This window comes from Massilia sp. UYP32 (assembly GCF_050434365.1).
Taxonomy (GTDB): Bacteria; Pseudomonadota; Gammaproteobacteria; order Burkholderiales; family Burkholderiaceae_D; genus Telluria; species Telluria timonae.
The window spans coordinates 201,188-224,871 of sequence record NZ_JBNDIK010000002.1 but is presented as its reverse complement, the minus strand read 5'-3'; the positions used below and the strand labels follow the sequence as shown (position 1 = coordinate 224,871).

11 protein-coding genes are annotated in these 23,684 nt (G+C 68.9%); 7 read left to right on the top strand and 4 right to left on the bottom strand.

The window, feature by feature from the left end:
* The first annotated feature begins 33 nt into the window (after positions 1–33).
* The gene (glpD, locus tag ABIB42_RS02445; RefSeq protein WP_429247836.1) at positions 34–1,575 is read left to right on the top strand and encodes a glycerol-3-phosphate dehydrogenase; all 1,542 of its coding nucleotides are present in this window, start codon (positions 34–36) and stop codon (positions 1,573–1,575) included.
* 3 nt (positions 1,576–1,578) lie between these two features.
* Here the strand turns inward: glpD and ABIB42_RS02440 are convergent, their stop codons facing one another.
* Together ABIB42_RS02440 and ABIB42_RS02435 are read right to left on the bottom strand one after the other, a co-directional pair.
* Positions 1,579–2,421, bottom strand: coding sequence for a CheR family methyltransferase (locus ABIB42_RS02440; RefSeq protein ID WP_219864393.1), 843 nt, complete (start codon positions 2,419–2,421; stop codon positions 1,579–1,581).
* A gap of 7 nt (positions 2,422–2,428) precedes the next feature.
* Positions 2,429–7,342, bottom strand: coding sequence for a response regulator (locus tag ABIB42_RS02435; RefSeq protein ID WP_071362389.1), 4,914 nt, complete (start codon positions 7,340–7,342; stop codon positions 2,429–2,431).
* A gap of 340 nt (positions 7,343–7,682) precedes the next feature.
* Between ABIB42_RS02435 and ABIB42_RS02430 the strand changes: the two genes are divergently transcribed.
* Complete coding sequence (locus tag ABIB42_RS02430) at positions 7,683–8,423, top strand: LuxR family transcriptional regulator (protein WP_313632887.1); 741 nt, start codon at positions 7,683–7,685, stop codon at positions 8,421–8,423.
* On the opposite strand, the gene ABIB42_RS02425 is transcribed toward ABIB42_RS02430, so the two are convergent.
* Positions 8,398–8,670 (bottom strand): helix-turn-helix domain-containing protein, encoded by a 273-nt coding sequence (locus ABIB42_RS02425; RefSeq protein WP_005667319.1) that lies wholly within the window; start codon positions 8,668–8,670, stop codon positions 8,398–8,400. The genes ABIB42_RS02430 and ABIB42_RS02425 overlap by 26 nt on opposite strands.
* Positions 8,671–8,856: 186 nt before the next feature.
* Here ABIB42_RS02425 and ABIB42_RS02420 point away from each other — a divergent pair, with 186 nt between their 5' ends.
* Positions 8,857–9,438: an acyl-homoserine-lactone synthase gene (locus ABIB42_RS02420; protein WP_005667320.1), complete on the top strand. Its 582-nt coding sequence runs from the start codon at positions 8,857–8,859 to the stop codon at positions 9,436–9,438.
* Between the two features lie 7 nt (positions 9,439–9,445).
* Here ABIB42_RS02420 and ABIB42_RS02415 read toward each other — a convergent pair whose 3' ends face one another.
* Positions 9,446–11,518 (bottom strand): prolyl oligopeptidase family serine peptidase, encoded by a 2,073-nt coding sequence (locus tag ABIB42_RS02415; RefSeq protein WP_313632951.1) that lies wholly within the window; start codon positions 11,516–11,518, stop codon positions 9,446–9,448.
* Positions 11,519–11,562: 44 nt separating this feature from the next.
* On the opposite strand from ABIB42_RS02415, the gene ABIB42_RS02410 reads away from it, so the two are divergent.
* The 4 genes from ABIB42_RS02410 to recD all read left to right on the top strand — a co-directional run bounded on the left by ABIB42_RS02410 (position 11,563) and on the right by recD (position 23,654).
* Complete coding sequence (locus ABIB42_RS02410) at positions 11,563–14,619, top strand: CHASE domain-containing protein (protein ID WP_429247835.1); 3,057 nt, start codon at positions 11,563–11,565, stop codon at positions 14,617–14,619.
* A 77-nt stretch (positions 14,620–14,696) separates the two neighbouring features.
* Positions 14,697–18,086, top strand: a complete 3,390-nt coding sequence (gene recC, locus ABIB42_RS02405) for an exodeoxyribonuclease V subunit gamma (protein ID WP_005667323.1) — start codon at positions 14,697–14,699, stop codon at positions 18,084–18,086.
* Entirely contained in the window at positions 18,083–21,745 is a 3,663-nt protein-coding gene (gene recB, locus ABIB42_RS02400) for an exodeoxyribonuclease V subunit beta (RefSeq protein WP_005667325.1), read from the top strand. The genes recC and recB overlap by 4 nt, the downstream gene beginning before the upstream one ends.
* On the top strand, positions 21,732–23,654 hold the full coding sequence (recD, locus tag ABIB42_RS02395; protein ID WP_005667326.1) for an exodeoxyribonuclease V subunit alpha: 1,923 nt from the start codon (positions 21,732–21,734) through the stop codon (positions 23,652–23,654). The genes recB and recD overlap by 14 nt, the downstream gene beginning before the upstream one ends.
* Positions 23,655–23,684 lie beyond the last annotated feature (30 nt).

The window sequence follows — 23,684 nt, the reverse complement described above, 5'->3', positions numbered from 1 at the left end:
TGCGCCGGGTCGGATGGCTTGGAGGAGGGGGCGATGGGAGCGGACACGACGATCGATTGCGACCTGCTGGTGGTCGGCGGCGGCATCAATGGCGCCGGCATTGCGCGCGACGCGGCCGGGCGCGGCCTGTCGGTGGTGCTGTGCGAAAAGGACGACCTGGGCGCGCATACCTCGTCCGCCTCCAGCAAGCTGATCCACGGTGGCCTGCGCTATCTCGAATACCGCGAATTCGGCCTGGTGCGCAAGGCGCTGGCCGAACGCGAGACCCTGCTCAGGAGCGCGCCGCACATCATGCGTCCGCTGCGCTTCGTGATGCCGCACGTGGCAGGCCAGCGCCCGGCCTGGCTGATCCGCGCCGGCCTGTTCCTCTATGACCGGCTGGCGCCGCGCGCCTTCCTGCCGGCGTCCAGCGCGATCGAGCTGGCCGGCCACCCCGCCGGCGCGCCGCTCAAGCCCGAGTTCACGCGCGCCTTCGCCTATTCCGACGGCTGGGTCGACGACGCCCGGCTGGTGGTGCTCAACGCCCTCGATGCCCACGAGCGCGGCGCGCGGGTGCTCACCCATGCCGCCTGCGCAGACGTGGTCCGGCGCGCCGCGCACTGGGAGGCCCGCATCGATGGGGGCGGCGCGCCCCTGACCGTGCGCGCGCGCGGCCTGGTCAACGCCGCCGGCCCGTGGGCGGCCCATTTCGCGCGCGGCGCCAACCGGGCGGCGCCGCACCGCGCGCTGCGCCTGGTCAAGGGCAGCCACATCGTCGTGCCGCGCCTGTTCGATCATGGCTGCGCCTACCTGTTCCAGCATGCGGATGGCCGGGTCGTGTTCGCCATTCCGTATGAAGAAGTTTTCACCCTGGTCGGCACCACCGACGTCGATTTCGCGGGCGACCCCGGCGCCGCCGCGATCGGCGAGGGCGAGACGCGCTACCTGTGCGCGCTGGTCAACCGTTACTTCAAGCGCCAGCTGGCCCCGAGCGACGTGGTGTGGAGTTATTCGGGCGTGCGCCCGCTGCTGGACGACGAGGCCGGCAAGGCGGCGGCGATCACGCGCGACTACTTCCTCGAACGCGACGCCAGCGGTCCGCCGCTGCTGTCGGTCTTCGGCGGCAAGATCACCACCTACCGCAAGCTGGCCGAGGAAGCCGTCGACTGGATCGCGCCGCTGCTGGGCGCGACGCCGACGGGAGCATGGACGGCGCGCGCCGTGCTGCCGGGCGGCGACCTGTTCGGGCCGCAGCCCGACAACCGCGGCGTGCTGGAATTCGACCGCTGGGTGGCGGCGCTGCAGCGGCGTTACGCCTGGCTGCCCAAGCCGCTGGCGCTGCGCTATGCGCGCGCCTACGGCGCCCGGGTGGAGGTGCTGCTGGATCGGTGCGGGATGTTGGCCGATCTCGGTGCGGAAGTCGCCCCTGGCCTGTACGAGGCCGAACTGCGCTACCTGATGGCGCACGAGTGGGCCGCCTGTGCCCAGGATGTCCTGTGGCGCCGGACCAAGCTGGGACTGCACCTGCGGCCGGGCGTGGCGGACAAGATCGATGCCTGGATGGCCGCTGAACGGTCGGCGACGGCCATCCTCTGACGCTCAGCGCACCCGCTTGTACCACGCCCCATCGTCGAACAAGGGCTGGTAGTCGGCCGCGCCCGCTTCGCTCGCCGCCAGTTCGCGGTCGATCCCGAGCACCCCGAACAGGGCCAGGCTGTCGCGGAACAGGCGCAGCACCCGCTGGCGCAGCACCGGGCCGAAGTCGGGCAGGGCGCGGCAGCAGACGATCGCGTGGAACTCGTTGAACGAGCCGTCGGTCACCAGGCAGTATTGCAGCCAGGTGATGCGCTCGCGCAGCCGCGGCAGCAGGCGCGCGCGGCCGTCGCTGACCTCGAAGTAGTCCGCCAGCCGCCCCGTGCCGCCGCTGGCTTCGTAGCCGCGCTGGGCGTCCGCCAGTTGCGAGGCCGGCAGCGTGGCTTCGCGCGCCTCGAACAGCAGTTCGTCGCTGGCCAGGGTCGCGAACACTTCGGTGCGTCCGTACAGCTTTTCCTCGGCCAGCAGCACGGCCAGGGTCCAGGCCTCGCCCACGCCGCCCACCTCGGGCAGCCAGACCTTGGGCAGTGCCGTCGGCCGCAGGCTATCGGCCAGCGCGCCGCGCTGGCGCCGCGCCCAGTCAGGGCGGTCGAACAGGGCGGCAGGCGGCACCGCCAGCGCGCGCACCACGCCCAGCGCCGCGCCGGGCGCGTGCAGCACCTGTTCCTGCAGCCGCGTGAGATTCGGCAAGGCGTGCAGGCGCGCCAGCTCCTGCAGCCGGCGGCGCAGGATGGCGCGCTCGTGGCTGCGGTAGTCGAGGCCGAAACGCTGGTACAGCGCTTCGAGCAGCAGATCGATCTCGAGCTCCGCCAGGCCGGTGTCGACCGGCACACCAGTCAGGGCATTCACCGCGGCCTCAGTGCAGCCAAACCCGCATCATCGACAGCAGCTGCGCCACGTCGACCGGCTTGGTGATGTAGTCCGAGGCGCCGGCCGCGATGCACTTGTCGCGGTCGCCCTTCATCGCCTTCGCGGTCAGGGTGATGATCGGCAGCGAGCGGAATTTCGGAATGCGGCGGATGGCCCGCATCGTGTCGTAGCCGTCCATCTCGGGCATCATGATGTCCATCAGGACGATCTCGATGCCCGGGTCCTTCTCGAGCACTTCGATGCCGTCGCGGCCGTTCTCGGCGAACAGTACCTGCATCTGCTGGCGCTCCAGCAGCGTCGACAGGGCGAAGATATTGCGCAGGTCGTCGTCGACGATCAGCACCTTGCGTCCGGCCAGGCCCGAGTCGAGGGCGTGGATCTCTTCCAGCATGCGCCGCTGGGTTTCGGGCAGGCTGGCCTGGGAACGGTGCAGGAACAGCGCCGTCTCGTCCAGCAGGCGCTCGGGCGAGCGCGCATCCTTGATCACGATGGTCTTGGCAAAGCGCTTGAGCTTCGTGACCTCCTTGCGGGTGAGCTCCTGGGCGGTGTAGATCACGATCGGCAGGTCGCGCAGGCGTTCGTAGCGGGCGATCTGCTCGAGCAGGTCGAAGCCCGAGATGTCGGGCAGGGTCAGGTCCAGCACCATGCAGTCGAAGTGCGAGGACTGCAGGGCCTCGAGCGCGGCGGCGCCATGGTCGACCGTCACCATATGGATGTCGTTGTTGCCGATCAGGGAAACGATCGCATCGCGCTGGGCCGGATCGTCCTCGACCACCAGCAGGCTGCGCTTGCCGCCCATCAGGAATTTCTGGATGCGCTTGAATTCCTCGTTCAGCGCCTCGCGCTCGACCGGCTTGTTGATGTACGAGATGGCGCCCTGGCGCAGCGCGCGTTCGCGCTCGCGCAGCGACGACATGACGTGCACCGGGATGTGGCGCGTGCTCGGGTCGCGTTTCAGGCGGTCGAGCACCGTGAAGCCGTCGATGTCCGGCAGGTCCAGGTCGAGCAGGATCGCCGACGGCAGGTAGTCGCGCGCCAGCGACAAGGTCGAATCGCCGCGGTGGGTCACGATCGCCTTGAAGTTTTTCTCGCGGGCGAATTCGAGCACCACCTTGGCGAAGCGCTCGTCGTCCTCGACGATCAGCACCGACGGGTCGCCCGGCGTCACCAGGCCGCGGTCGTCCAGCACGCTCGCGTACTCGACCACGGCGCCGCTCGGGTCGAGCAGGTCCGCCGTCAGCTCGAGGGTCGAGACTTCGCTGTTTTCCTGCAGCACCGGCACCAGCGGGGCCGGGACGTTCAACGGCGGCGCCAGGCGCGCCGGCTGCGGTTGGCGCGCCTGTTCATAGTTGATGAAGCCGGCGCGGTTGTACGGCAGGTAGAGCGTGAACACCGACCCGACGTTGACCGTCGACTCGACCCGGATTTCGCCGCCCAGCAGGCGCGCCAGTTCGCGCGAAATCGACAGGCCGAGACCCGTGCCGCCATACTTGCGGGCGGTCGAGCCGTCGGCCTGCTGGAAGGCTTCGAAGATCAGCTGCAGCTTGTCGGCGGGGATGCCCACGCCGGTGTCGTACACCGAAAACGCCAGCACCGCGTCGGCATGCTCGAGGTTCGGGTGATCCGCCGTCCAGCCGCTGGTCACCAGGCTGATGCCCAGCGAGACCTGGCCATGGCTGGTGAACTTGAAGGCGTTCGACAACAGGTTCTTCAGCACCTGCTGCAGGCGCGTGGTGTCGGTCATCACGGCCGTCGGCAGGTTCTCGGCCAGCTCGACCTGGAAGCCCAGATGCTTGGCCTCGGCCATGTGGCGGAAGGTGCGGTCGACGTAGTTGCGCAGGTTCGAGAAGCGGTATTCCGACACGTCCAGCGTGACGGTGCCCGATTCGATCTTGGACAGGTCGAGAATGTCGTTAATCAGGGTCAGCAAGTCCGAACCCGAGCCGTAGATCGTCTTCGCGAACTCCACCTGCTTGCCAGACAGGTTGCCTTCCGGGTTGTCGGACAGCTGCTGGGCCAGGATCAGCAGCGAATTCAGTGGCGTCCTCAATTCGTGCGACATATTGGCCAAAAATTCCGACTTGTACTTCGAGGACAGCGCCAGCTGGGTCGCTTTTTCTTCCAGCGCCAGCTTGGCCTGCTCCACCTCGCGGTTCTTGCGTTCCACCTCGATGTTCTGCTCGGACAGCAGGCGCGCCTTCTCGCCCAGCTCCTGGTTCGTCTGCTGGAGTTCCTGCGCCAGCGACTGCGACTGGGTCAGCAGCGACTCGGTGCGGCTGTTGGCCTCGATCGTGTTCAGGACCACGCCGATCGATTCCATCAGCTGGTCGAGGAAGGACAGGTGGGTTTCGGTGAAGCGGTCGAGCGAGGCGATCTCGATGACGGCCTTGACCTGCTGCTCGAACAGGATCGGCAGCACCACGATATTGTTCGGCGGCGCCGAGCCCAGGCCCGAAGACACCACGATGTAGTCGCGCGGGACGTCGGTCAGCCAGATGCGGGTCTTTTCCAGCGCGCACTGGCCCACCAGGCCTTCGCCCGGCAGGAAGGAAGTCGGCAGCTTGCGGCTCGAGCGGTAGCCGTAGCTGGCGATCATGCGCAACCTGGCGTCGGTCTCTTGCGAGTCCATCATGTAGAACACGCCGTGGTGGGCCGAGACCAGCGGCGCCAGCTCCGACAGGATCAGCTTGGTCACCGCCTGCAGGTCGCGCTGGCCCTGCAGCAGGCGCGTGAAGCGCGCCAGGTTGGTCTTGAGCCAATCCTGCTGCGCGTTCTTTTGCGTGGTCTCCTTCAGGTTGCGGATCATCTCGTTGATGTTGTCCTTCAGGTAGGACACTTCGCCCCGCGCTTCCACCTGAATGGAGCGCGACAGGTCGCCGCGCGTCACCGCCGTCGCCACTTCACCGATCGCGCGCATCTGGTTGGTGAGGTTCGCCGCCAGCTGGTTGACGTTTTCCGTCAAGTCCTTCCAGGTGCCGGCCACGCCCGACACGTTCGCCTGGCCGCCGAGCTTACCTTCGGTGCCGACCTCGCGCGCCACCCGGGTCACCTCCGAGGCGAACGAGGACAGCTGGTCCACCATGACGTTGATGGTGTCCTTCAGCTCGAGAATCTCGCCCTTCACGTCCACGGTGATCTTCTTGGACAGGTCGCCGCGCGCCACAGCGGTGGTCACCGCCGCGATATTGCGCACCTGGCCGGTCAGGTTGGAGGCCATGAAGTTGACGTTGTCGGTCAAGTCCTTCCAGGTGCCGCCGACGCCCGGCACGTAGGCCTGGCCGCCCAGTTTACCTTCGGTGCCGACCTCGCGCGCCACCCGCGTGACCTCGGAAGCGAACGACGACAGCTGGTCGACCATCACGTTGATCGTGTTCTTCAGTTCCTGGATCTCGCCCTTGACGTCCACCGTGATCTTCTTGGACAGGTCGCCGTTCGCCACGGCGGTGGTCACTTCCGCGATATTACGCACCTGGGCGGTCAGGTTGCCCGCCATCGAGTTCACGCCGTCGGTCAAGTCCTTCCAAGTGCCGGCCACGCCCGGCACGTTGGCCTGGCCGCCGAGCTTACCTTCGGTGCCGACCTCGCGCGCCACCCGCGTCACCTCGGACGCGAAGGAGTTCAGCTGGTCGACCATCACGTTGATGGTGTTCTTCAGCTCCAGAATTTCGCCTTTGACGTCCACCGTGATCTTCTTGGACAGGTCGCCGTTCGCCACCGCGGTGGTCACGTCGGCGATGTTACGCACCTGGCCGGTCAGGTTGCCCGCCATCGAGTTGACCGAGTCGGTCAAGTCCTTCCAGGTGCCGGCCACGCCTTTCACCACCGCCTGGCCGCCGAGTTTCCCCTCAGTGCCGACCTCGCGCGCCACCCGCGTCACCTCGGAGGCGAACGAGGACAGTTGGTCGACCATCACGTTGATGGTGTTCTTCAGCTCGAGAATCTCGCCCTTCACGTCCACGGTAATTTTCTTGGACAGGTCGCCGTTCGCCACCGCGGTGGTCACCGCCGCGATATTGCGCACCTGGCCCGTCAGGTTCGAGGCCATGAAGTTGACGTTGTCGGTCAAGTCCTTCCAGGTGCCGGCCACGCCCGGCACATAGGCCTGGCCGCCGAGTTTACCCTCGGTGCCGACCTCGCGCGCCACCCGCGTCACTTCGGAGGCGAAGGAACGCAGCTGGTCCACCATCACGTTGATGGTGTCCTTCAGTTGCAGGATCTCGCCGCGCACGTCGACCGTGATCTTCTTGGACAGGTCGCCGTTGGCCACCGCGGTGGTCACTTCCGCGATATTACGCACCTGCGAGGTCAGGTTGCCGGCCATCGAGTTGACCGAGTCGGTCAAGTCCTTCCAGGTGCCGGCCACGCCCTTGACTTGCGCCTGGCCGCCCAGCTTGCCCTCGGTGCCGACCTCGCGCGCCACGCGCGTGACTTCGGACGAGAACGAGGACAGCTGCTCGACCATGGTGTTGGCCGTCATCGCCGCGCGCAGGTACTGGCCCTTGAGTGGATGGCCGTCGACTTCGAGGGCCATGGTCTGGGACAGGTCGCCTTTCGCCACCGCGCCGATCACGCGCGCCATCTCGGTGGTGGGGCGCACCAGGTCGTCGATCAGGGTGTTGACCGAGCTGATCATGGTGCTCCAGCCGCCCACCACGCCCGGCAGGTCGGCGCGCTGGGTCAGGTGGCCTTCGCGGCCGACCACCCGCGAGACTTCCGTGACGGTCTCGACCATCTTTTGCTTGGTCTCGATGATGTCGTTCAGGGTATCGGCGATCTTGCCGGACACGCCGGTCCAGTCGTCAGGCATGCGCACCGAGAAATCGCCTTTTTTCAGGGCCATCAATGTGGTGAGCAGCAGCTTGACGTCCAACTGTTCGCCCATATCGGTCATGGTGTTCATCGCCTGGATCCTCGTCCTGAAAGGAAGTCTGTCGGTTAGCCGGTTGAGCCGGCAAGAGTGTCGTTTTTACACACGCACGAGATACGATTCTATAGATCTAAGTCAAACCGCGAAACGGTATCTCGGCTAGTAAATACTTGCTAATCTGAAATTTGTTACAGGTAATTCGGCGGAGGGTAGCCGATTCCCCTCTAGTAGGGCGCACGATTGCAACTTTGTTGTGGTAAATGCACGACAACATGCATGTGAGATAGAAGTAAATATCTTGATTGTTAATTTCTGTGAATTTGTGAGCGGGGTGAACCATCTAGCATAGGGGTGTTACATCAAACTTTGCCCCATGATTGACACTGCCTTATTACTCGAGCTGATGCAGGCCAAGGATGCTTCCAAATGGAGCGCGTCCTTGTTCACCATTGCGCGGGGGCTGGGTTTCGACCAGGTGCTGTTTGGCGTCGTCAATTCGCGCCATACCCGTTTCGAGTCGGCTTTCTTGCGCAGTAATTATTCCGCAGACTGGCGCGCCCGCTACGACCGCAACGGCTTCGCCCATGTCGATCCGACCGTCGCCCATTGCCTGTCGAGCACGATCCCGATCGTATGGGAGCCGGGCACGTTCGCCTCCGGCCCCCAGCAGGCCGGGCTCTACGAAGAGGCCAGCGCCCACGGCATCCGCAGCGGCGCAACCTTGCCGGTGCACGGGCCGCAGGGCGAGTTCGGGGTGATCAGTTTCGCGTCCGATGCGCGGCCCGACGCCGACGCCCGGCGCGCCATGACCGAGGCGCTGCCGATGCTGTCGCTGGTGCGCGACTACGCTTTCATTTCTTCCGGGCGCTTCCGCGAGGAGGAGACGCGGCCTGAGGAGGCGCCGCGCCTGACGCGGCGCGAGCTGGAAGTGTTGCAGTGGGTGATGGCGGGCAAGTCGTCGTGGGAGGTCGCACGCATCACGGGCTGTTCCGAAGCCACCGTCAATTTTCACCTGGCGAATGTGCGTCAAAAATTTGACGTCAACACTCGCCAGCAGGCGGTGGTCAAGGCCATCGCCCTGGGGCTCATCACCCCTGAAGATCACCATCGCTGAGTTTGCCGTTCATGTACATGCGCAGAAGAATCGACACAGGCGCCGGGATCGCGAGACCGGTTTCAAAGCGGCTGCCGCTGGACTGGGTGACGCCGAAGCGGCCCCAGAATTTTTCCTGGCTTTCGCGCTTCGTGATGCGCAGCCGACGCAGTTCGTGCGGCGCCAGGCGTGCCGTGCCGGCGGCCTGGACCAGCTGGTTGGCCTGCAGTTCGGCTGCCAGTGCGTCGCACATCAGATCGTTTGCCATGGTCGTTCCTTTCGGGGTAGTGAATCGAATAATTCGGAAACTGCGTCGTTTCCAAAAGTATTGCACTGCCGATATTGCTCGCCACCTATCAATGCTGATAGTACCCAGCCTACCCGATTTGCATAACGCTTTAATGCGTAGTGCATATTTCTTGAACCGATTTTCTCAACGAGGAGGGGGTTGGCAATGAGCATGCAAATCACGATCGCGCCACGCCGCGCATTCGCATCGAAAGAGTTGTGGGAAATGCATACGCTGCGCGCGAAGGTATTCCGCGGGCGGCTGGGATGGGAAGTGCCGGTGCTGTCCGGCATGGAGATCGATGGTTACGACGCGCTCGAACCGCGTTACATGCTGATGCGCGACGGCGAGACGCTGCGCGGCTGCTGGCGCCTGCTGCCGACCGAAGGGCCGTACATGCTCAAGGATTCCTTCCCCCAGCTGCTCGACGGCCAGGAGCCGCCCAGCGACCCGCACATCTGGGAGCTGTCGCGCTTCGCGATCGAGACCGAGGGCGCCGGCGGCTACGGCTTCTCGGAGATGACGATGGAGTCGATCGAGGCCATCATCCGCCACGCTCACGAGCGCGGCCTGTCGCGCTACGTCACCGTCACCACCACCGCGATCGAGCGCATGCTGCGCCGGGCCGGCGTGGTCACCACCCGCATCGGGTCGCCGCAGGCGGTCGGGATCGAGACCGCGGTCGCGCTCTACGTGGAGATCGAGCCGACCTGGGAAGCGCTGTTCGCCAGGCGGCTGGCCTCCTGAGCGGATTTCAGGCCGCGTGCTCGCCCAGCTGTCGCAGCAGGAAGGTGTAGGTCAGCGCCACCATGCGCGCGGTCTGGGCGTTGTCGGCGGCGCCGGCATGGCCGCCTTCGGTGTTTTCCCAGTACAGCACGTCGTGTCCCTGGTCCAGCATGCGCGCCGCCATCTTGCGCGCATGCGCCGGATGGACGCGGTCGTCGCGGGTCGAGGTGGTGAACAGCACGCGCGGGTAGCGCTGGCCGGGCCGCACGTTGTGGTACGGCGAGTAGCGGGCCAGGTAGGCCCAGTCCTCGGCATCGTCCGGGTCGCCGTACTCGCCCATCCACGAGGCGCCGGCCAGCAGCAGGTGGTAGCGCCGCATGTCCAGCAGCGGCACCTGGCACACCACGGCGCCGAACAGGTCGGGACGCTGGGTCAGCGCCGCGCCGACCAGCAGGCCGCCGTTGCTGCCGCCCATGATGCCCAGTTGTCGCGGCGTGGCGACGCCGCGCGCCACCAGGTCTTGGCCGACGGCGATGAAGTCGTCGAAAGCGCGCTGGCGATGCTGGCGCAGGGCCGCCTGGTGCCAGCGCGGGCCGAACTCGCCGCCGCCGCGGATATTGGCCAGCACATAGGTGCCACCCTGTTCGAGCCAGGCGGCGCCGGTCATGCCGCTGTAGAAGGGCTTGAGCGAGACCTCGAAGCCGCCGTAGCCGTACAGGAGGGTCGGACCGGAGGCGCCGGCGGCGCTGCCGCTGGGGGCGACGACGAAGTAGGGCACGAGGGTGCCGTCGCTGGAGGTCGCCGTGTGCTGGCTCACCTCGTACGGCCCGGCGTCGAAGAAGGCGGGCATCGCCTTGAGCGGCTCGCGCGCGTCGCTGCCGCTGCGCATCAGGTACAAGGTGGTCGGATGCAGGAAATCGGTCACGGTCAGGAAGTAGTCGTCCGAGTGGTCCGAGTCCAGGGCCGACACGCCCAGCGAACCGATGCCGGGCACGGCGACCTCGCGCCGGATCCAGCGCCCGTCTTCGCGCCGCAATTCGACGATGCGGTTCTTGACGTTGTCGAGCACCGTCAGCAGCAGGCTGCTGCGGGTGGCCGCCACGCCGTCCAGCGAGGTCATTGGTGTCGGCGTGAACAGCACCTCGAAGGCGCGGCTGCCCGCCACGAAGGCGTCGAAGCCGGTCGCCAGCAGGGCGCCCTGGGGGTAGGTCACGCCGTCGATGGTCCAGTCCGAGCGCAGCTCGATCACGAGCTGGTCGCGCAGGGCGAAGGCGCTGGCGTCGAGCGGCTTGTCGATCCTGAGCAGCCGGTCGCCGCGCCGCCAGAACAGTTCGCTCGTATAGAAATCGATCTGGCGCAGCACGAAGGCGCGTTCCCAGCCGGGGCTGTTGTCCTGGTAGCCGGACGCCGCCATGTCGCCAGGGGCCGCCTCGTACACGGTGGTGGCCGCCGCCAGCGGCGTGCCGCGCTTCCATTCCTTGACGATGCGCGGATAGCCCGATTCGCTCAGGCTGCCGGGGCCGAAGTCGGTGCCGACGAACAGGGTGTCGCGGTCGATCCAGGACACGTCGCTCTTCGCCTCGGGCAGGGTGAAGCCGTCGGCCACGAAGCCGGGCAGCGTCAGGTCGAACTCGCGCACCACCCTGGCGTCGCCGCCGCCGCGCGACAGCAGGACCAGGCAGCGCGCGGCGTCGGGCTCGAGCCAGGACACGCCGGCCCAGACCCAGTTCTCGTCCTCAGTGAGCGCCAGCGCATCGAGGTCGAGCACCGTTTCCCAGTCGGGGGCATTCTTGCGGTACTCGTCGAGCGTGGTGCGGCGCCAGACGCCGCGCACGTGGTCCGCGTCGCGCCAGAAGTTGTAGCACCAGCCGCCATGCACGCCGACGTAGGGAATCTTGTCGCTCGAATCGAGGATGCCTTTCAAGCGTTGGCAGAGCGGCGCGAAGCGCGGATCGGCCTGGAGCTCGGCTTCGGTGGCCGCGTTGCGCGCGTCGACCCAGGCGCGCGCTTCGTCGGTGTCGATCTGTTCCAGCCACAGCCAGGGATCGTCGTGGTGTTGCATGCTGTCCTCATCAGTATCACGCCGGCGCGGCGCGCCGATATACTAGCAATTTTACGTGGCGGGCACCGCCCGCCAGGGGAAGCATGAAGCGCTTGACCATGCCAGGAGTCGACGTCATCGAAGCGGCTTGCATGCGCCTTGGCCGGCCGTTGGTGCTGTGGGGCGGCGGCGTCGCGCTGGCGCTGGCGGTCGGCCTGCTGCTGCATGCGGTCGCCGACGCCTCGATCGAGGAAGAGGCGCGCGGCCGCTTCGGAAACGCGGCGCAGGCGGCGCGCGAACGGATCGACGCGTCGCTCGCCTCGTATGGCCGCGCCGTGCGTTCGCTGGCGGCGCTGCATGCGGCCGGCGACGGCAACGCCGTGCCCGACCGGGCGTCCTTCCACCGTTATGTCGCCGCGCTCGACATCGCGCGCAACTATCCGGCCATCGAAGGGGTGACGTACGCCGCCCACGTGCCCGAAGTCCAGCGCGAGCGCTTCGTCGCCGCGGTGCGCGCCGATCGCAGCGTCGACGCCCGCGGCTACCCGGACTTCGCGATTTTTCCCGCCGGGCGCCGTCCCTGGTACGAGGTGATCGCCTACCAGTATCCGGTCGACCAGCCCAGCCGCCGGCTCGGCTTCGACATGGCCGGCAGGCCGGCCGTCGCCCGCGCCCTGGAGCAGGCGCGCGACAACGGCGGCATCAGCGCCTCGGGGCAGCCGGTGTTCCTGCGCGACCCCACGCCGCACTATGCCCTCGGCATGCGCATGCCGGTCTATCGCGGCGGCGTGACCCCGCCGAGCCTGGAAGGGCGGCGCGCGGCCTACCTGGGCTCGTTCGGCATCGCCTTTTCGGTGCCGGCGCTGGTCGACAATGCGCTCGCCGCATCGGCCGGGGCGCCGCCGTCGGTCAGCGTGTATGGCGCGAACCGCGATGCGGGAGGGGGCGAGTTGCTGCTGCATGGGCCCGACGTGCGGCGCACGCCGTTCGACCCGGGCGACTACTTCACGACCGTGCTGGACGTGGATTTCGCCGGCAGCCGGTGGACGGCGCATTTCGCCACGCCCAAGCGCGCCATGCTCCATGGCGCCGATCTCTGGATACCGGTGGCGGCGCTGCCCTTCGGCTTCGCCGCGACCCTGCTGGTATACGGACTGTTCCTGGCCCAGTACCGCTCGCGCCGCGCCGCCGACGAGCAGCGCCTGCTGCTCGACACGGTGCTCGACAACCTGGACGCCGAGGTCTACCTGAAGGACGCGCTGCGCCGCATCCGCTACCTCAACGCCAAGGGCGCTTCGCGCCTCGGGCGGCCGGCGGCGGAGCTGATCGGCCGGCGCGACGTCGAGGCCATGGACCGCGCCCTGGCCGACGCCGCCTGGGAGCTGGATCGCGCGGTGCTGCACGACGGCCGCAGCAGCAGCGCCCAGGTGGCGCAGTCGGCGCCGGGCGGCGCGGCGCGCCAGCTGTGGACGGTGCGGGTGCCGATGCAGGTCGACGAGGAGCCGGCGGTGCTGTGCGTGGCGACCGACGTCACCGAGCTGCACCGCCTGAAGGCGCGCGCCGACGCCGCCAGCAAGGCCAAGAGCGACTTCCTGTCGAACATGAGCCACGAGATCCGCACCCCGATGAACAGCATCATCGGCATGACCCACCTGGCGCTGCAGGCCGCGCCCGACGCGCGCCAGCGCGACTACCTCGAAAAGATCTACCACTCGGGCCAGCACCTGCTGGGCATCATCAACGACATCCTCGATTTCTCCAAGATCGAGGCCGGCATGCTGGAACTGTCGCGCGTGTGCTTCATGCTCGACGCCCTGCTGCGCAACGTCGAGGCCCAGCTGGGCACCGCGGCCGTGGCCAAGGGCGTGGGCTTCGACATCGAGATCGATCCGGTCCTGATGCGGCCCCTGTGCGGCGACTCGCTGCGGCTGGAACAGGTGCTGCTCAATTTCGCCGGCAATGCCGTCAAATTCTCCGAGCGCGGCCGGATCACGCTGCGCGCGCGCCTGGCGCGCGCCTTCGGCCCTGAAGTGCTGGTGCGCTTCGAGGTCGAAGACCGCGGCATCGGCATCGACGCCGCCGCGCTGCCCCACCTGTTCACGCCGTTCCAGCAGGCCGACCAGTCGGCCACCCGGCGCCATGGCGGCACCGGCCTGGGCCTGGCCATCAGCCGCCAGCTGGCCGAGCTGATGGGCGGCGAGGTCGGGGTGTCCAGCATCCTGGGCGAGGGCAGCACCTTCTGGTTCACGGCGCGCCTGGCCCTGGACGATGCCGCCGGCGGGCGAGCGGGGACCATGCTCGGAGCCGGCCTGGGCGCCGCGCCGGCCGCGGCCCAGGCGCGCCTGGACGACTGCGCGGTGCTGCTGGTGGAGGACAATCCCTTCAACCAGCAGGTCGCGCGCGAGTTGCTGGAACAGTCCGGCGCCGCGGTCGAGGTGGCGAACAACGGCGAGGAGGCGCTGGCGGCGATGGCGGTCAAACGCTTCGATTGCGTGCTGATGGACGTACAGATGCCGGTGATGGACGGGCTGGAAGCGACCCGCCGCATCCGCCGCGATCCCGCCTTGCGTGACACCCTGGTGGTGGCGATGACGGCCAATGCCGGCGTCGACGACCGCGCGCGCTGCCTGGCCGCCGGCATGAACGAATTCCTGGCCAAGCCGGTGGTGCCGGAACTGCTGGCCGCCACCATCGCGCGCTGCCTGGGCCGCGCCACGGCGCCGGTGGCCGACGTCGCGATCGCGAGGGCGCCAGGATCCGTCAGCGGCGCGGGGCCGGGCGGGCAGGGAGAAGTGCTCGACCTGGCCAGCCTGGCCAACACGGCCGGCGGCGACACCGAACGGATGCGTAAATATGTGTTCCTGTTCCTCGATACCGCGCGCGAGAACCTGGCCGGGATCGAGACCGCCCTGGCCGGGGGCGACCTGACCCATACCGCAAGCCTGGCGCACCAGCTCAAGTCGGCGGCGCGCGCGATCGGCGCCGCCAGCTTCGGCGCCATCTGCGAAGACCTGGAGGCGCAACCGAAGCGGGCGCCGCGCATGGGCGCGGCCGGCACCGCCCAGGCCAGGGCGCTGGCGGCGCGCCTGCGCGCACTATTGATCCGGATCGAACGCGAAGTCTCGACCCAGTTCGGCAGCCGGGACGGCGAGGTGCGCTGAGCGCGCAAGCGCCCGCGGGCCTACCGCGAGCGGACCAAACACGGTATGCTGTGGACCCGACCGTTCGAGCTTCACGCATGCCTTCCCCGATCACCCCCGGCCTCCTGATCCTTCATGGCAACCAGATGGAGCTGCTGCGCAGCGCCGTGTTCGACTGGCTGCGCAACCATCCGCTCGGCCCCCTCGAAGAAGAGATATTCCTGGTGCAGTCGAATGGCGTGGCCGAATGGCTCAAGATCGCGCTGGCCGAGGAGATCGGCGTGTGCGCCGCCACCCGGGTGGCGCTGCCGGCGCGCTTCATGTGGGAAGCCTATCGCGGCATGCTGGGCCGCGAGCGGGTGCCGACCCGGGCGCCGTTCGACAAGGATCCGCTCACCTGGCGCCTGATGCGCCTGTTGCCCACGCTGTTGCAAGAGGACGGCTATGAGCCGCTGGCGCGCTTCCTGGCCGACGGCGACGCCGAGCGCCGCCTGCAACTGGCCGAGCGCGTGGCCGACCTGTACGACCAGTACCAGGTCTACCGCGCCGACTGGCTGGCCGATTGGGCCGAGGGCCGCGACCAGCTGCGCCGCGCGGTGGGCGACCCGCTGCCACTGGCGCCCGAGCAACGCTGGCAAGCCTGCCTGTGGCGCGCCGTGCACGCCAGCCTGGACGAATCGCAGCGCCACAGCGGACGCGCGACCATCCACCGCCAATTCCTGGCCGCGATCGAGTCCGGCCAGGCGCCTGCCAGCCGCCTGCCGCGCCGCGTGGTGCTGTTCGGGATGTCGACCCTGCCGTACCAGACCCTGCAGGCGATCGCGGCGCTGTCGCGCCACACGCAAGTGCTGTTCGCGGTGCCGAACCCGTGCCGCTTCTATTGGGGCGACATCATCGACGGCCGCGACCTGCTCAGGGCCGCGCGCCGCCGCCAGCCGCAGCGGGGCGGCGTCGACCTGGGCGCGATCCCGATCGAGGAGCTGCATGCGCACAGCCATCCGCTGCTGGCGAGCTGGGGGCGCCAGGGGCGCGACTTCGTGCGCATGCTGGACGAATTCGACACCCAGGACCGGAGCGACGAAGAGACTGCGCCGCTGAAGGTCGACCTGTTCGCCGACGACGACGGCGCGACCTTGCTGGGGCAGGTCCAGGCCGCGGTGCGCGACCTGCTGCCGCTGTCCGAGCATCCGCGCGTGCCCCCGACGCCGGATGACCGCTCGATCGAATTCCACGTCACCCACAGCGTGCAGCGCGAGGTCGAGGTCCTGCACGACCAGCTGCTGTCGTGGTTCGCGCAAGACCCGAGCCTGCGGCCGCGCGACGTGGTGGTGATGGTGCCCGACATCGACGCCTTTTCGCCGGCGATCCACGCCGTGTTCGACCAGCATCGCCAGAAGGACTTGCGCCGCATCCCGTTCGAGATCGGCGACATGCGCGACCGCAGCGTCAACCCGCTGCTGGTGTCGCTCGAATGGCTGCTGCGCCTGCCGCAGCAGCGCTGCCGCCAGAGCGAGGTGCGCGACCTGCTGGACGTGCCGGCCGTGGCGCGCCGTTTCGGCCTGGGCGACGACGACCTGGCCATCCTGGGCCGCTGGATCGAAGGCGCCGGCGTGCGCTGGGGCCTCGACCACGAGCACCGCACCGGCCTGGGCCTGGGCATGGCGGGCGAACAGAATGCCTGGATCTTCGGCGTGCGGCGCATGCTGCTCGGCTACGCCAGCGGCGCCGGCGCCAGCTTCGCCGACATCGAGCCCTATGCCGAGGTCGGCGGGCTGGATGCGGCGCTGGCCGGCGCGCTGGCGCAGCTGGTCGATTGCCTGCTGAACTGGCGCGCCCAGCTCGACACGCCGCGCACGCCGGCCGCCTGGGGCGAGGCGGCGCGCGCGATGCTGTCGTGCTTCTATGCCGCCAGCGATGAAGCCGACCGCCTCACCCTGCAAAGCCTGAACGAAGGCCTGCAATGCTGGCTCGAGACCTGCGCTGCGGCCGGCTTCGATGAACCGGTGCCGCTGGGCGTGCTGCGCGAAGCCTGGATGAACGAACTCGACCAGCCGACCCTGAACCACCAGTTCGTCTCGGGCGGCGTGACCTTCTGCACCCTGATGCCGATGCGCGCGGTGCCGTTTCGCGTGGTGTGCCTGCTGGGCATGAACGACGGCGACTTCCCGCGCCGCGCGCGCCAGTCCGACTTCGACCTGCTGGCGCTGCCCGGCATGGCGCGTCCGGGCGACCGTTCGCGCCGCGACGACGACCGTTACCTGATGTTAGAGGCCCTGCTGGCGGCGCGCGACAAGTTCTACGTCAGCTGGGTGGGCCGCAACGTGCGCGACAACAGCGAGCAGCCGCCGTCGGTGCTGGTGTCGCAGCTGCGCGACTATCTCGCCGACGGCTGGAGCCTGGACTTGCATGGCCTGACGACCGAACACGCGCTGCAGCCATTCAGCCGCGTCTATTTCCAGCAGGGCGGCCTGTTGACCTATGCCGGCGAATGGCGCCTGGCCCACGGCGCCGAGCAGCTGGAAGGGGGCGACGCCTTGCCGCCTTTCGAGCTGGAGGCCGACTTCGTGCTCAAGCTGGGCGAGCTGGCCAGCTTCCTGCGCCAGCCGGCGCGCTTCTTCTTCCGCCGCCGCCTGGGCGTGGTGTTCGCCGACGCCGCCCAGGTGGGAGAAGACGAGGAACCGTTCGCGCTCGACGCGCTCGAACGCTACCAGATCGAGGACCACCTGCTGGACGACAGCGGCGAGCCCGAACAGCTGCACGAGGTGCGCGCCACGCTTGCCACGCGCGCCGAGCGGCTGGCGCGCGAGGGCGTGCTGCCGATCGGCCTGATGGGCCGCCTGTGGCAGGAGCAGCTGGTCGAAAGCCTGGCGCCGGTGCGCACCGAGTGGCTGCGCCTGGGCGCGCGCTTCCCGGAGGCAGCCCCCAAGCAGGCGCTCAGCCTGGATCTGGACGGCATCGTGCTCGACGACTGGATCGACCGCCTCAGGAGCGACGGCGTCGAGACCGCCTGGCTGATGCAGCTGTCCTCGAAGGTTCTTGACCGCAACGGCCGTCCGCGCGGCGACAAGCTGATCGCTCCGTGGCTGCGTCAACTGGGGAGTAGCGCGGCCGGCCATCCGGTGGCTGGCTACCTGGTCGCGCGCGACGCCGTGCTCGAGATGGCGCCGCTGGCCCAGGAGGAGTCGCTGCAGGTCCTGCGCGACCTGGTGCGGCTGTGGCGCGCCAACCTGGACGCGCCGCTGCCGGTGGCCTGCCGCACCGCGCTGGCGCAGCTGGCCGAGGGCGACCCGCGCGCCACCTATGACGGCGGCTTCGAGCTCCGTGGCGAAGTCGACGACCTGTGCCTGGCGCGCCTGTGGCCCAGCTTCGAGGCGCTGTGCGAGTCGCGACACGCCTGCGGCGGCTGGCCCGAGCTGGCCGAACAATTGTATGGACCGCTGGCGCGCTGGATGGATGGCGCCGTCACGGTCAAGGAGTTGTCCGCATGAGCAGCAAACTCGAAGCGATCCGGTTCCCGCTGCACGGCTCGCGCCTGATCGAGGCGTCGGCCGGCACCGGCAAGACCTGGACCATCGCCGCCCTCTACGTGCGCCTGGTGCTCGGCCACGGTGGCGACGATGCCTTCGTGCGCCCCTTGCTGCCGTCCGAAATCCTGGTGATGACCTTCACCCGCGCGGCCACGCGCGAACTTTCCAACCGCGTGCGCGAGCGGCTGGTGCAGGCGGCGGCTTACTTTCGCGGCGAAGCGCACGAACAGGATGCCTACCTGGACGAACTGGCCGAAGCCTATGCGCCGGGCAGCGAACGCAGCATCGCCGCCCACCGCCTGATGCTGGCCGCCGAGACGATGGACGAGGCGGCGATCTTCACCATCGACGCCTGGTGCCAGCGCATGCTGCGCGAGCACGCCTTCGACAGCGGCAGCCTGTTCGACGAAGAACTGGTGAGCGACGAGCGCATGCTGTTCGAGGACGCCGCCCACGATTACTGGCGCCAGCACGTCTATCCGCTCGGCGCGCAGAACCTGGCCATCGTGCTGGATACCTGGAGCGACGTCGAGGCGCTCAAGGGCAGCGTGCGCGAACTGGTGCAGCGCGGGCCGCTGCTGGGCGAAGTGGCGCGCGAGCCGCTGGGCAAGCAGGTGGCGCGCCTGGCCCAGGCCCAGCGCGAGGAGCTGGCGCGCCTCAAGCACGGCTGGGTCGAACGCGCCGACGCGATGGAGCGCTGGATCGCCGGCCACCGCGAACGTGCGCCCAAATGCTTCAACGGCAACAAGATGCGCGCCGATTCGCTGGTCAAGTGGTTCGAGGCGCTGCGCGCCTGGGCCACGGACCCGGCGCGGCACATGCCGGACCTGAGCGACACCGCCTGGAAACGCCTGACGCCGGACGGCATCGTGGACGCCTTCAGCAAGGACTTCAGCGCCGAGGTCCCGGACTGCTTCGACGGCACCGCCGCACTGCAGGAAGCCTTGGGCGCGATCGATCCGATTGCCCATGCGCTGCTGCGCCACGCCGCCGGCCATATCGGCGCGCGCATGCAGGAACTCAAGCGCCGCAACCGCCAGTTCGGCTTTGCCGACATGCTCGAACGCCTCAAGCTGGCGCTCGAAGGCGAGAACGGCGCGGCGCTGCGCGAACGCATCGTGCAGCAGTATCCGGTGGCCATGGTCGACGAATTCCAGGACACCTCGCCCGACCAGTACCGCATCTTCGACCTGCTGTACCGGGTAGGCGCCAACGATCCGCAGCAGGGGCTGTTCCTGATCGGCGACCCCAAGCAGTCGATCTATGGCTTCCGCGGCGCCGACATCCACAGCTACCTGTCGGCGCGGCGCGCCACCACCGGACGCCACTACCAGCTCGACACCAATTACCGCTCGACGGCGGCGCTGGTGGGGGCGGTCAATGCGCTGTTCCTGCACGCCGAAGGTGGCGACGGCCGCACCGGCCATGCGCAAGCGGCGTTCCGCTTCCGGCGCGGCGACGACAATCCCCTGCCGTTCGAGGCGGTCAAGGCGCGCGGCCACAGGGAGCGCCTGGTTGGCGTCGAGAGCGACGGCGAGATCGAGGCCATGTCCGTGTGCACCACCTGCGACGACCTCAAGGCCGAGGACTACCGCAGCTTCTTCGCCCACCACTGCGCCGAGCACATCGTGCGCCTGCTGAACGACGAGCGGGTCGGCTTCCGGGATGAGCAAGACGGTGGTTTCCGGCGCCTGATGCCGGCCGATATCGCGATCCTGGTGCGCGACCGGCGCGAGGCGGCCGCGGTGCGCCAGGCGCTGGTGCGGCGCAAGGTGGCCAGCGTCTACCTGTCCGACAAGGATTCGGTGGTCGAGAGCGAGGAGGCGGCCGACATGCTGCGCTGGCTGTACGCGGTCGCCAATCCGCTGGACGGCGCTCTCGCGCGGGCCGCCTTCGCCACCCGCACCGCGGGCCTGCCGATGGGCGAACTGGCGCGGCTGTCGAGCGACGAGCTGGCGTGGGAGCGGCGCGTCGAGCAACTGAAAGCCCTGCACGGCGCCTGGCAGCGCCGCGGCGTGCTGGCCATGCTGCGCACCTTCATCCACGAACTGGGGCTGCCGGCGCGCCTGCTGGGCGAGCCGGGCGGCGAACGGCGCCTGACCAATCTGCTGCACCTGGCCGAACTGCTGCAAGAGGCCAGCGCCCAGCTCGAGGGCGAGCAGGCCCTGATCCGCTGGTTCGCCGAGCAGATCGAGGGCCTGGGCGCCGGCGGCGACGAGCGCGTGCTGCGCCTGGAAAGCGACGCCGAGCTGGTCAAGGTGGTGACGGTGCACAAGTCGAAGGGCCTCGAGTATCCGCTGGTCTACCTGCCGTTCGCGGTGACCGCGCGCGCGACCAACCGCCGCAACCGCGCCTTCTTCGAATACGTGGACGATGCGGGCAGCCGCCGCCTCGACCTGGCGCTGTCCGACGAAGCGCTGGAGGCGGTCGACCGCGCCCGCATCGAGGAAGACCTGCGCCTGCTGTACGTGGCCCTGACCCGGGCGCGCCACTTCCTGTGGCTGGGCGCGGCGGCGGTGGCCGGCACGCGCAAGGGCGAGAACCGGCTGCACGAATCGGCGCTCGGCTATCTGCTGGCCGGCGGCGCGCCGATCCCGGCCGACGGTTTGCGCGCTCGCTTCGAGGCGGTGGCCGGCGCGGGGGGAGGCATCGCCTTGCGCGAACTGGAGCGCGAGGACGGCGTCACCATGCTGGCGCGCCAGGATGCGCGTCCCGCGCTGCTGGACGCGCCGGTGTACCGCGCCGACTTCGAGAAGGATTGGTCGATCGGCTCGTTCACATCGCTGACCCGGCATGCGGTGGCGCCGCCGCCGACGCCGATGCGGGCCCAGGAACAGACCCTGCTCGAGGAAGCGCCGCAGGCGCCGCTGCCGCCGCGCATCGACGACGTCGCCTGGCACCGCTTCCCGCGCGGCTCGGTGCCGGGCAACTTCATGCACGAGCAGCTCGAATGGCTGGCGCGCGAGGGTTTCGACTGCCTCGACCAGCCGCATTGCGAGACGCGGCTGGTGCAGCGCATCGAGCGCGCCGGCTGGAGCAACCGGCTCGAGGACGCGCTGACATGGCTGCGCGCGATCGTCGATACGCCGCTGCCGCCGCTGGGCGCCGCGCTGCGCGCGCTGCAGGGCGTGCTGCCCGAGATGGAATTCTGGTTCCCCAGCGAGCGCCTGGCGCTGCCCGCGCTGGACGCGCTGTGCCGCGCGCACCTGTTGAACGGCATCGAACGGCCGGTGCTGCCCGAGCGCGACCTGCACGGCATGCTCAAGGGCTTCGCCGACCTGGTGTTCGAGCACGAGGGGCGTTACTGGGTGCTCGACTACAAGACCAATGCGCTGGGGCCGAACGACGCCGCCTACAGCCAGGCGGCGATGGAGGCCGGCATGGCCGAGCACCGCTACGAGATCCAGGGCAGCATCTACCTGCTGGCGCTGCACCGCCTGCTGCGCGCGCGCCTGGGCGAAGCCTACGAGCCCGAAGTCCAGCTGGGCGGCGCGATCTTCATGTTCCTGCGCGGGATCGCCAACCCGGACACGCGCGGCTGCTGCGTGCTGGCGCCCGACCTGGAACTGCTGGACAAACTGGAACGATTGCTGGACAAGGAAAAGCATGGGCAAGACTGAACCGCATATCGACGCCCTGTGGCATGAGATCGGCAATCTGACCGAGGCCGGCGAGCTGCGCCGCCTGTCGAGCGCCTTCGCGCGCTTCATCGCCGAGCTGGGCGCCGCCCCGCCGCCGCTGGTGCTGGCGGCGGCGATCCTGTCCGAGCTGGAGGGCCATGGCCACAGCTGCGTCCAGCTGTCCGACCTGGCCGCCAGCCCGGCGGCCCTGCTGGGCTGGAGCGAGGAGCAATGGGCGCAGCTGGCGGCGGCCGCGGCGCCGCTGCCGCGCGGCGTGGCGGGCTGGAGGAAGCTGCTGGCCAGCTGCGAGCAGGTGTGGGTGCGCGAAGAATTCGACTACGACCAGCCGCTGGTGCTGGACGGCGAGCGCCTGTACCTGCGCCGCTATTGGCGCGACGAGACCCAGGTGGCGCGCGCCGTGCGCGAACGCGCCGAGGCGACCCACCCGGTGGACGCGCGCCTGGTGCGGTCCTGGCTCGACAAATTGTTCGTGGCGGCGCCGGGCGCCGGGCAGCCCGACTGGCAAAAGCTGGCCTGCGCCGTGGCCCTGCGCGGTTCGGTCGCGATCATCACGGGCGGCCCCGGCACCGGCAAGACCTATACGGTGGCGCGCCTGCTGGCGCTCCTGTTCGCGACCGCGCCGGATGCCGCACGCCAGCGCGTGGCCCTGGCCGCGCCGACCGGCAAGGCGGCCGCGCGCCTGAAGCAGTCGATCGACAAGGCGCTGGGCGAGCTGGCCGACCGCGTCGGCGCCGAGCTGCCTCTGCGCGAGCTGACCGCGCGCATGGGCGCCGCGCGCACCCTGCACAGCCTGCTCGGGGCGCGGCCCGACACCCGCGCCTTCGCCCACCACCGCGGCAATCCGCTCGACGTCGACGTGCTGATCGTCGACGAAGCCTCGATGGTGCACCTGGAGATGATGGCCAGCCTGCTCGACGCGCTGCCGCCGGGCGCCACGCTGATCCTGCTGGGCGACAAGGACCAGCTGGCCTCGGTGGAGGCGGGCGCCGTGCTGGGCGACCTGTGCCACGATGCGCAGAGCGGCAACTACGACGCCGACACCATCGCCTATGTGCGGGCGGCGAGCGGCGAGGCGATTCCGGCGGAATATGCGGGCGAGGGCGGGGCGCTGGCCCAGCAGACCGTGATGCTGCGCCACAGCCGCCGTTTCGGCGGTCCGATCGGCCAACTGGCGCTGGCGGTCAATGCCGGCGACAGGGCGCGCGCCGAGGAAGTCCTGCGCGCCAGCCTCGATGGCGTGCGCTGGATCGAGCACGCGCAACCATCCCAGTTGCTGCAACTGGCCCATGCCGGATACGCGCCTTATCTCGCACTGCTCAAGGGCGGCGCGGCGAGCGACGAGGACTGGGTGCGCCAGGTGCTGCAGAGCTTCGAGACCTTCCGCATCCTGTGCGCGGTGCGCGACGGCGAGTGGGGCGTGTCGGGCCTGAACGAGGCGATCGAAAAGCGCCTGGAGGCGGGCGGCCTGCTGCGCCGCGGCGCCGAATGGTATGTGGGGCGGCCGGTGATGGTCACCCGCAACGACTATTCGACCGGCGTGTTCAATGGCGACATCGGCGTGACCCTGCCTGATCCGGCGCGTCCGGGCGCGCAACGCGTCTACTTCCTGGAGGGCGACAAGGTGCGCAGCGTGCTGGCCACGCGCCTGCGCAATGTGGAGACGGCGTTCGCGATGACGGTGCATAAATCGCAGGGTTCGGAATTTCGCCACACGGTGCTGGCGCTGCCGCGCGAGGTCAATGCCATCCTGACGCGTGAGCTGGTGTACACCGGCATCACGCGCGCCAGCCGCGAATTCACGCTGGTGACCCCGAGCGGCGAGGTGCTGCGCGAGGCGATCGCCAGCCGCACCCACCGCACCAGCGGGCTGCGCGAGCTGGTGGCGTAATCAGGGAACGCGCAATGACGAAGGGGCCTC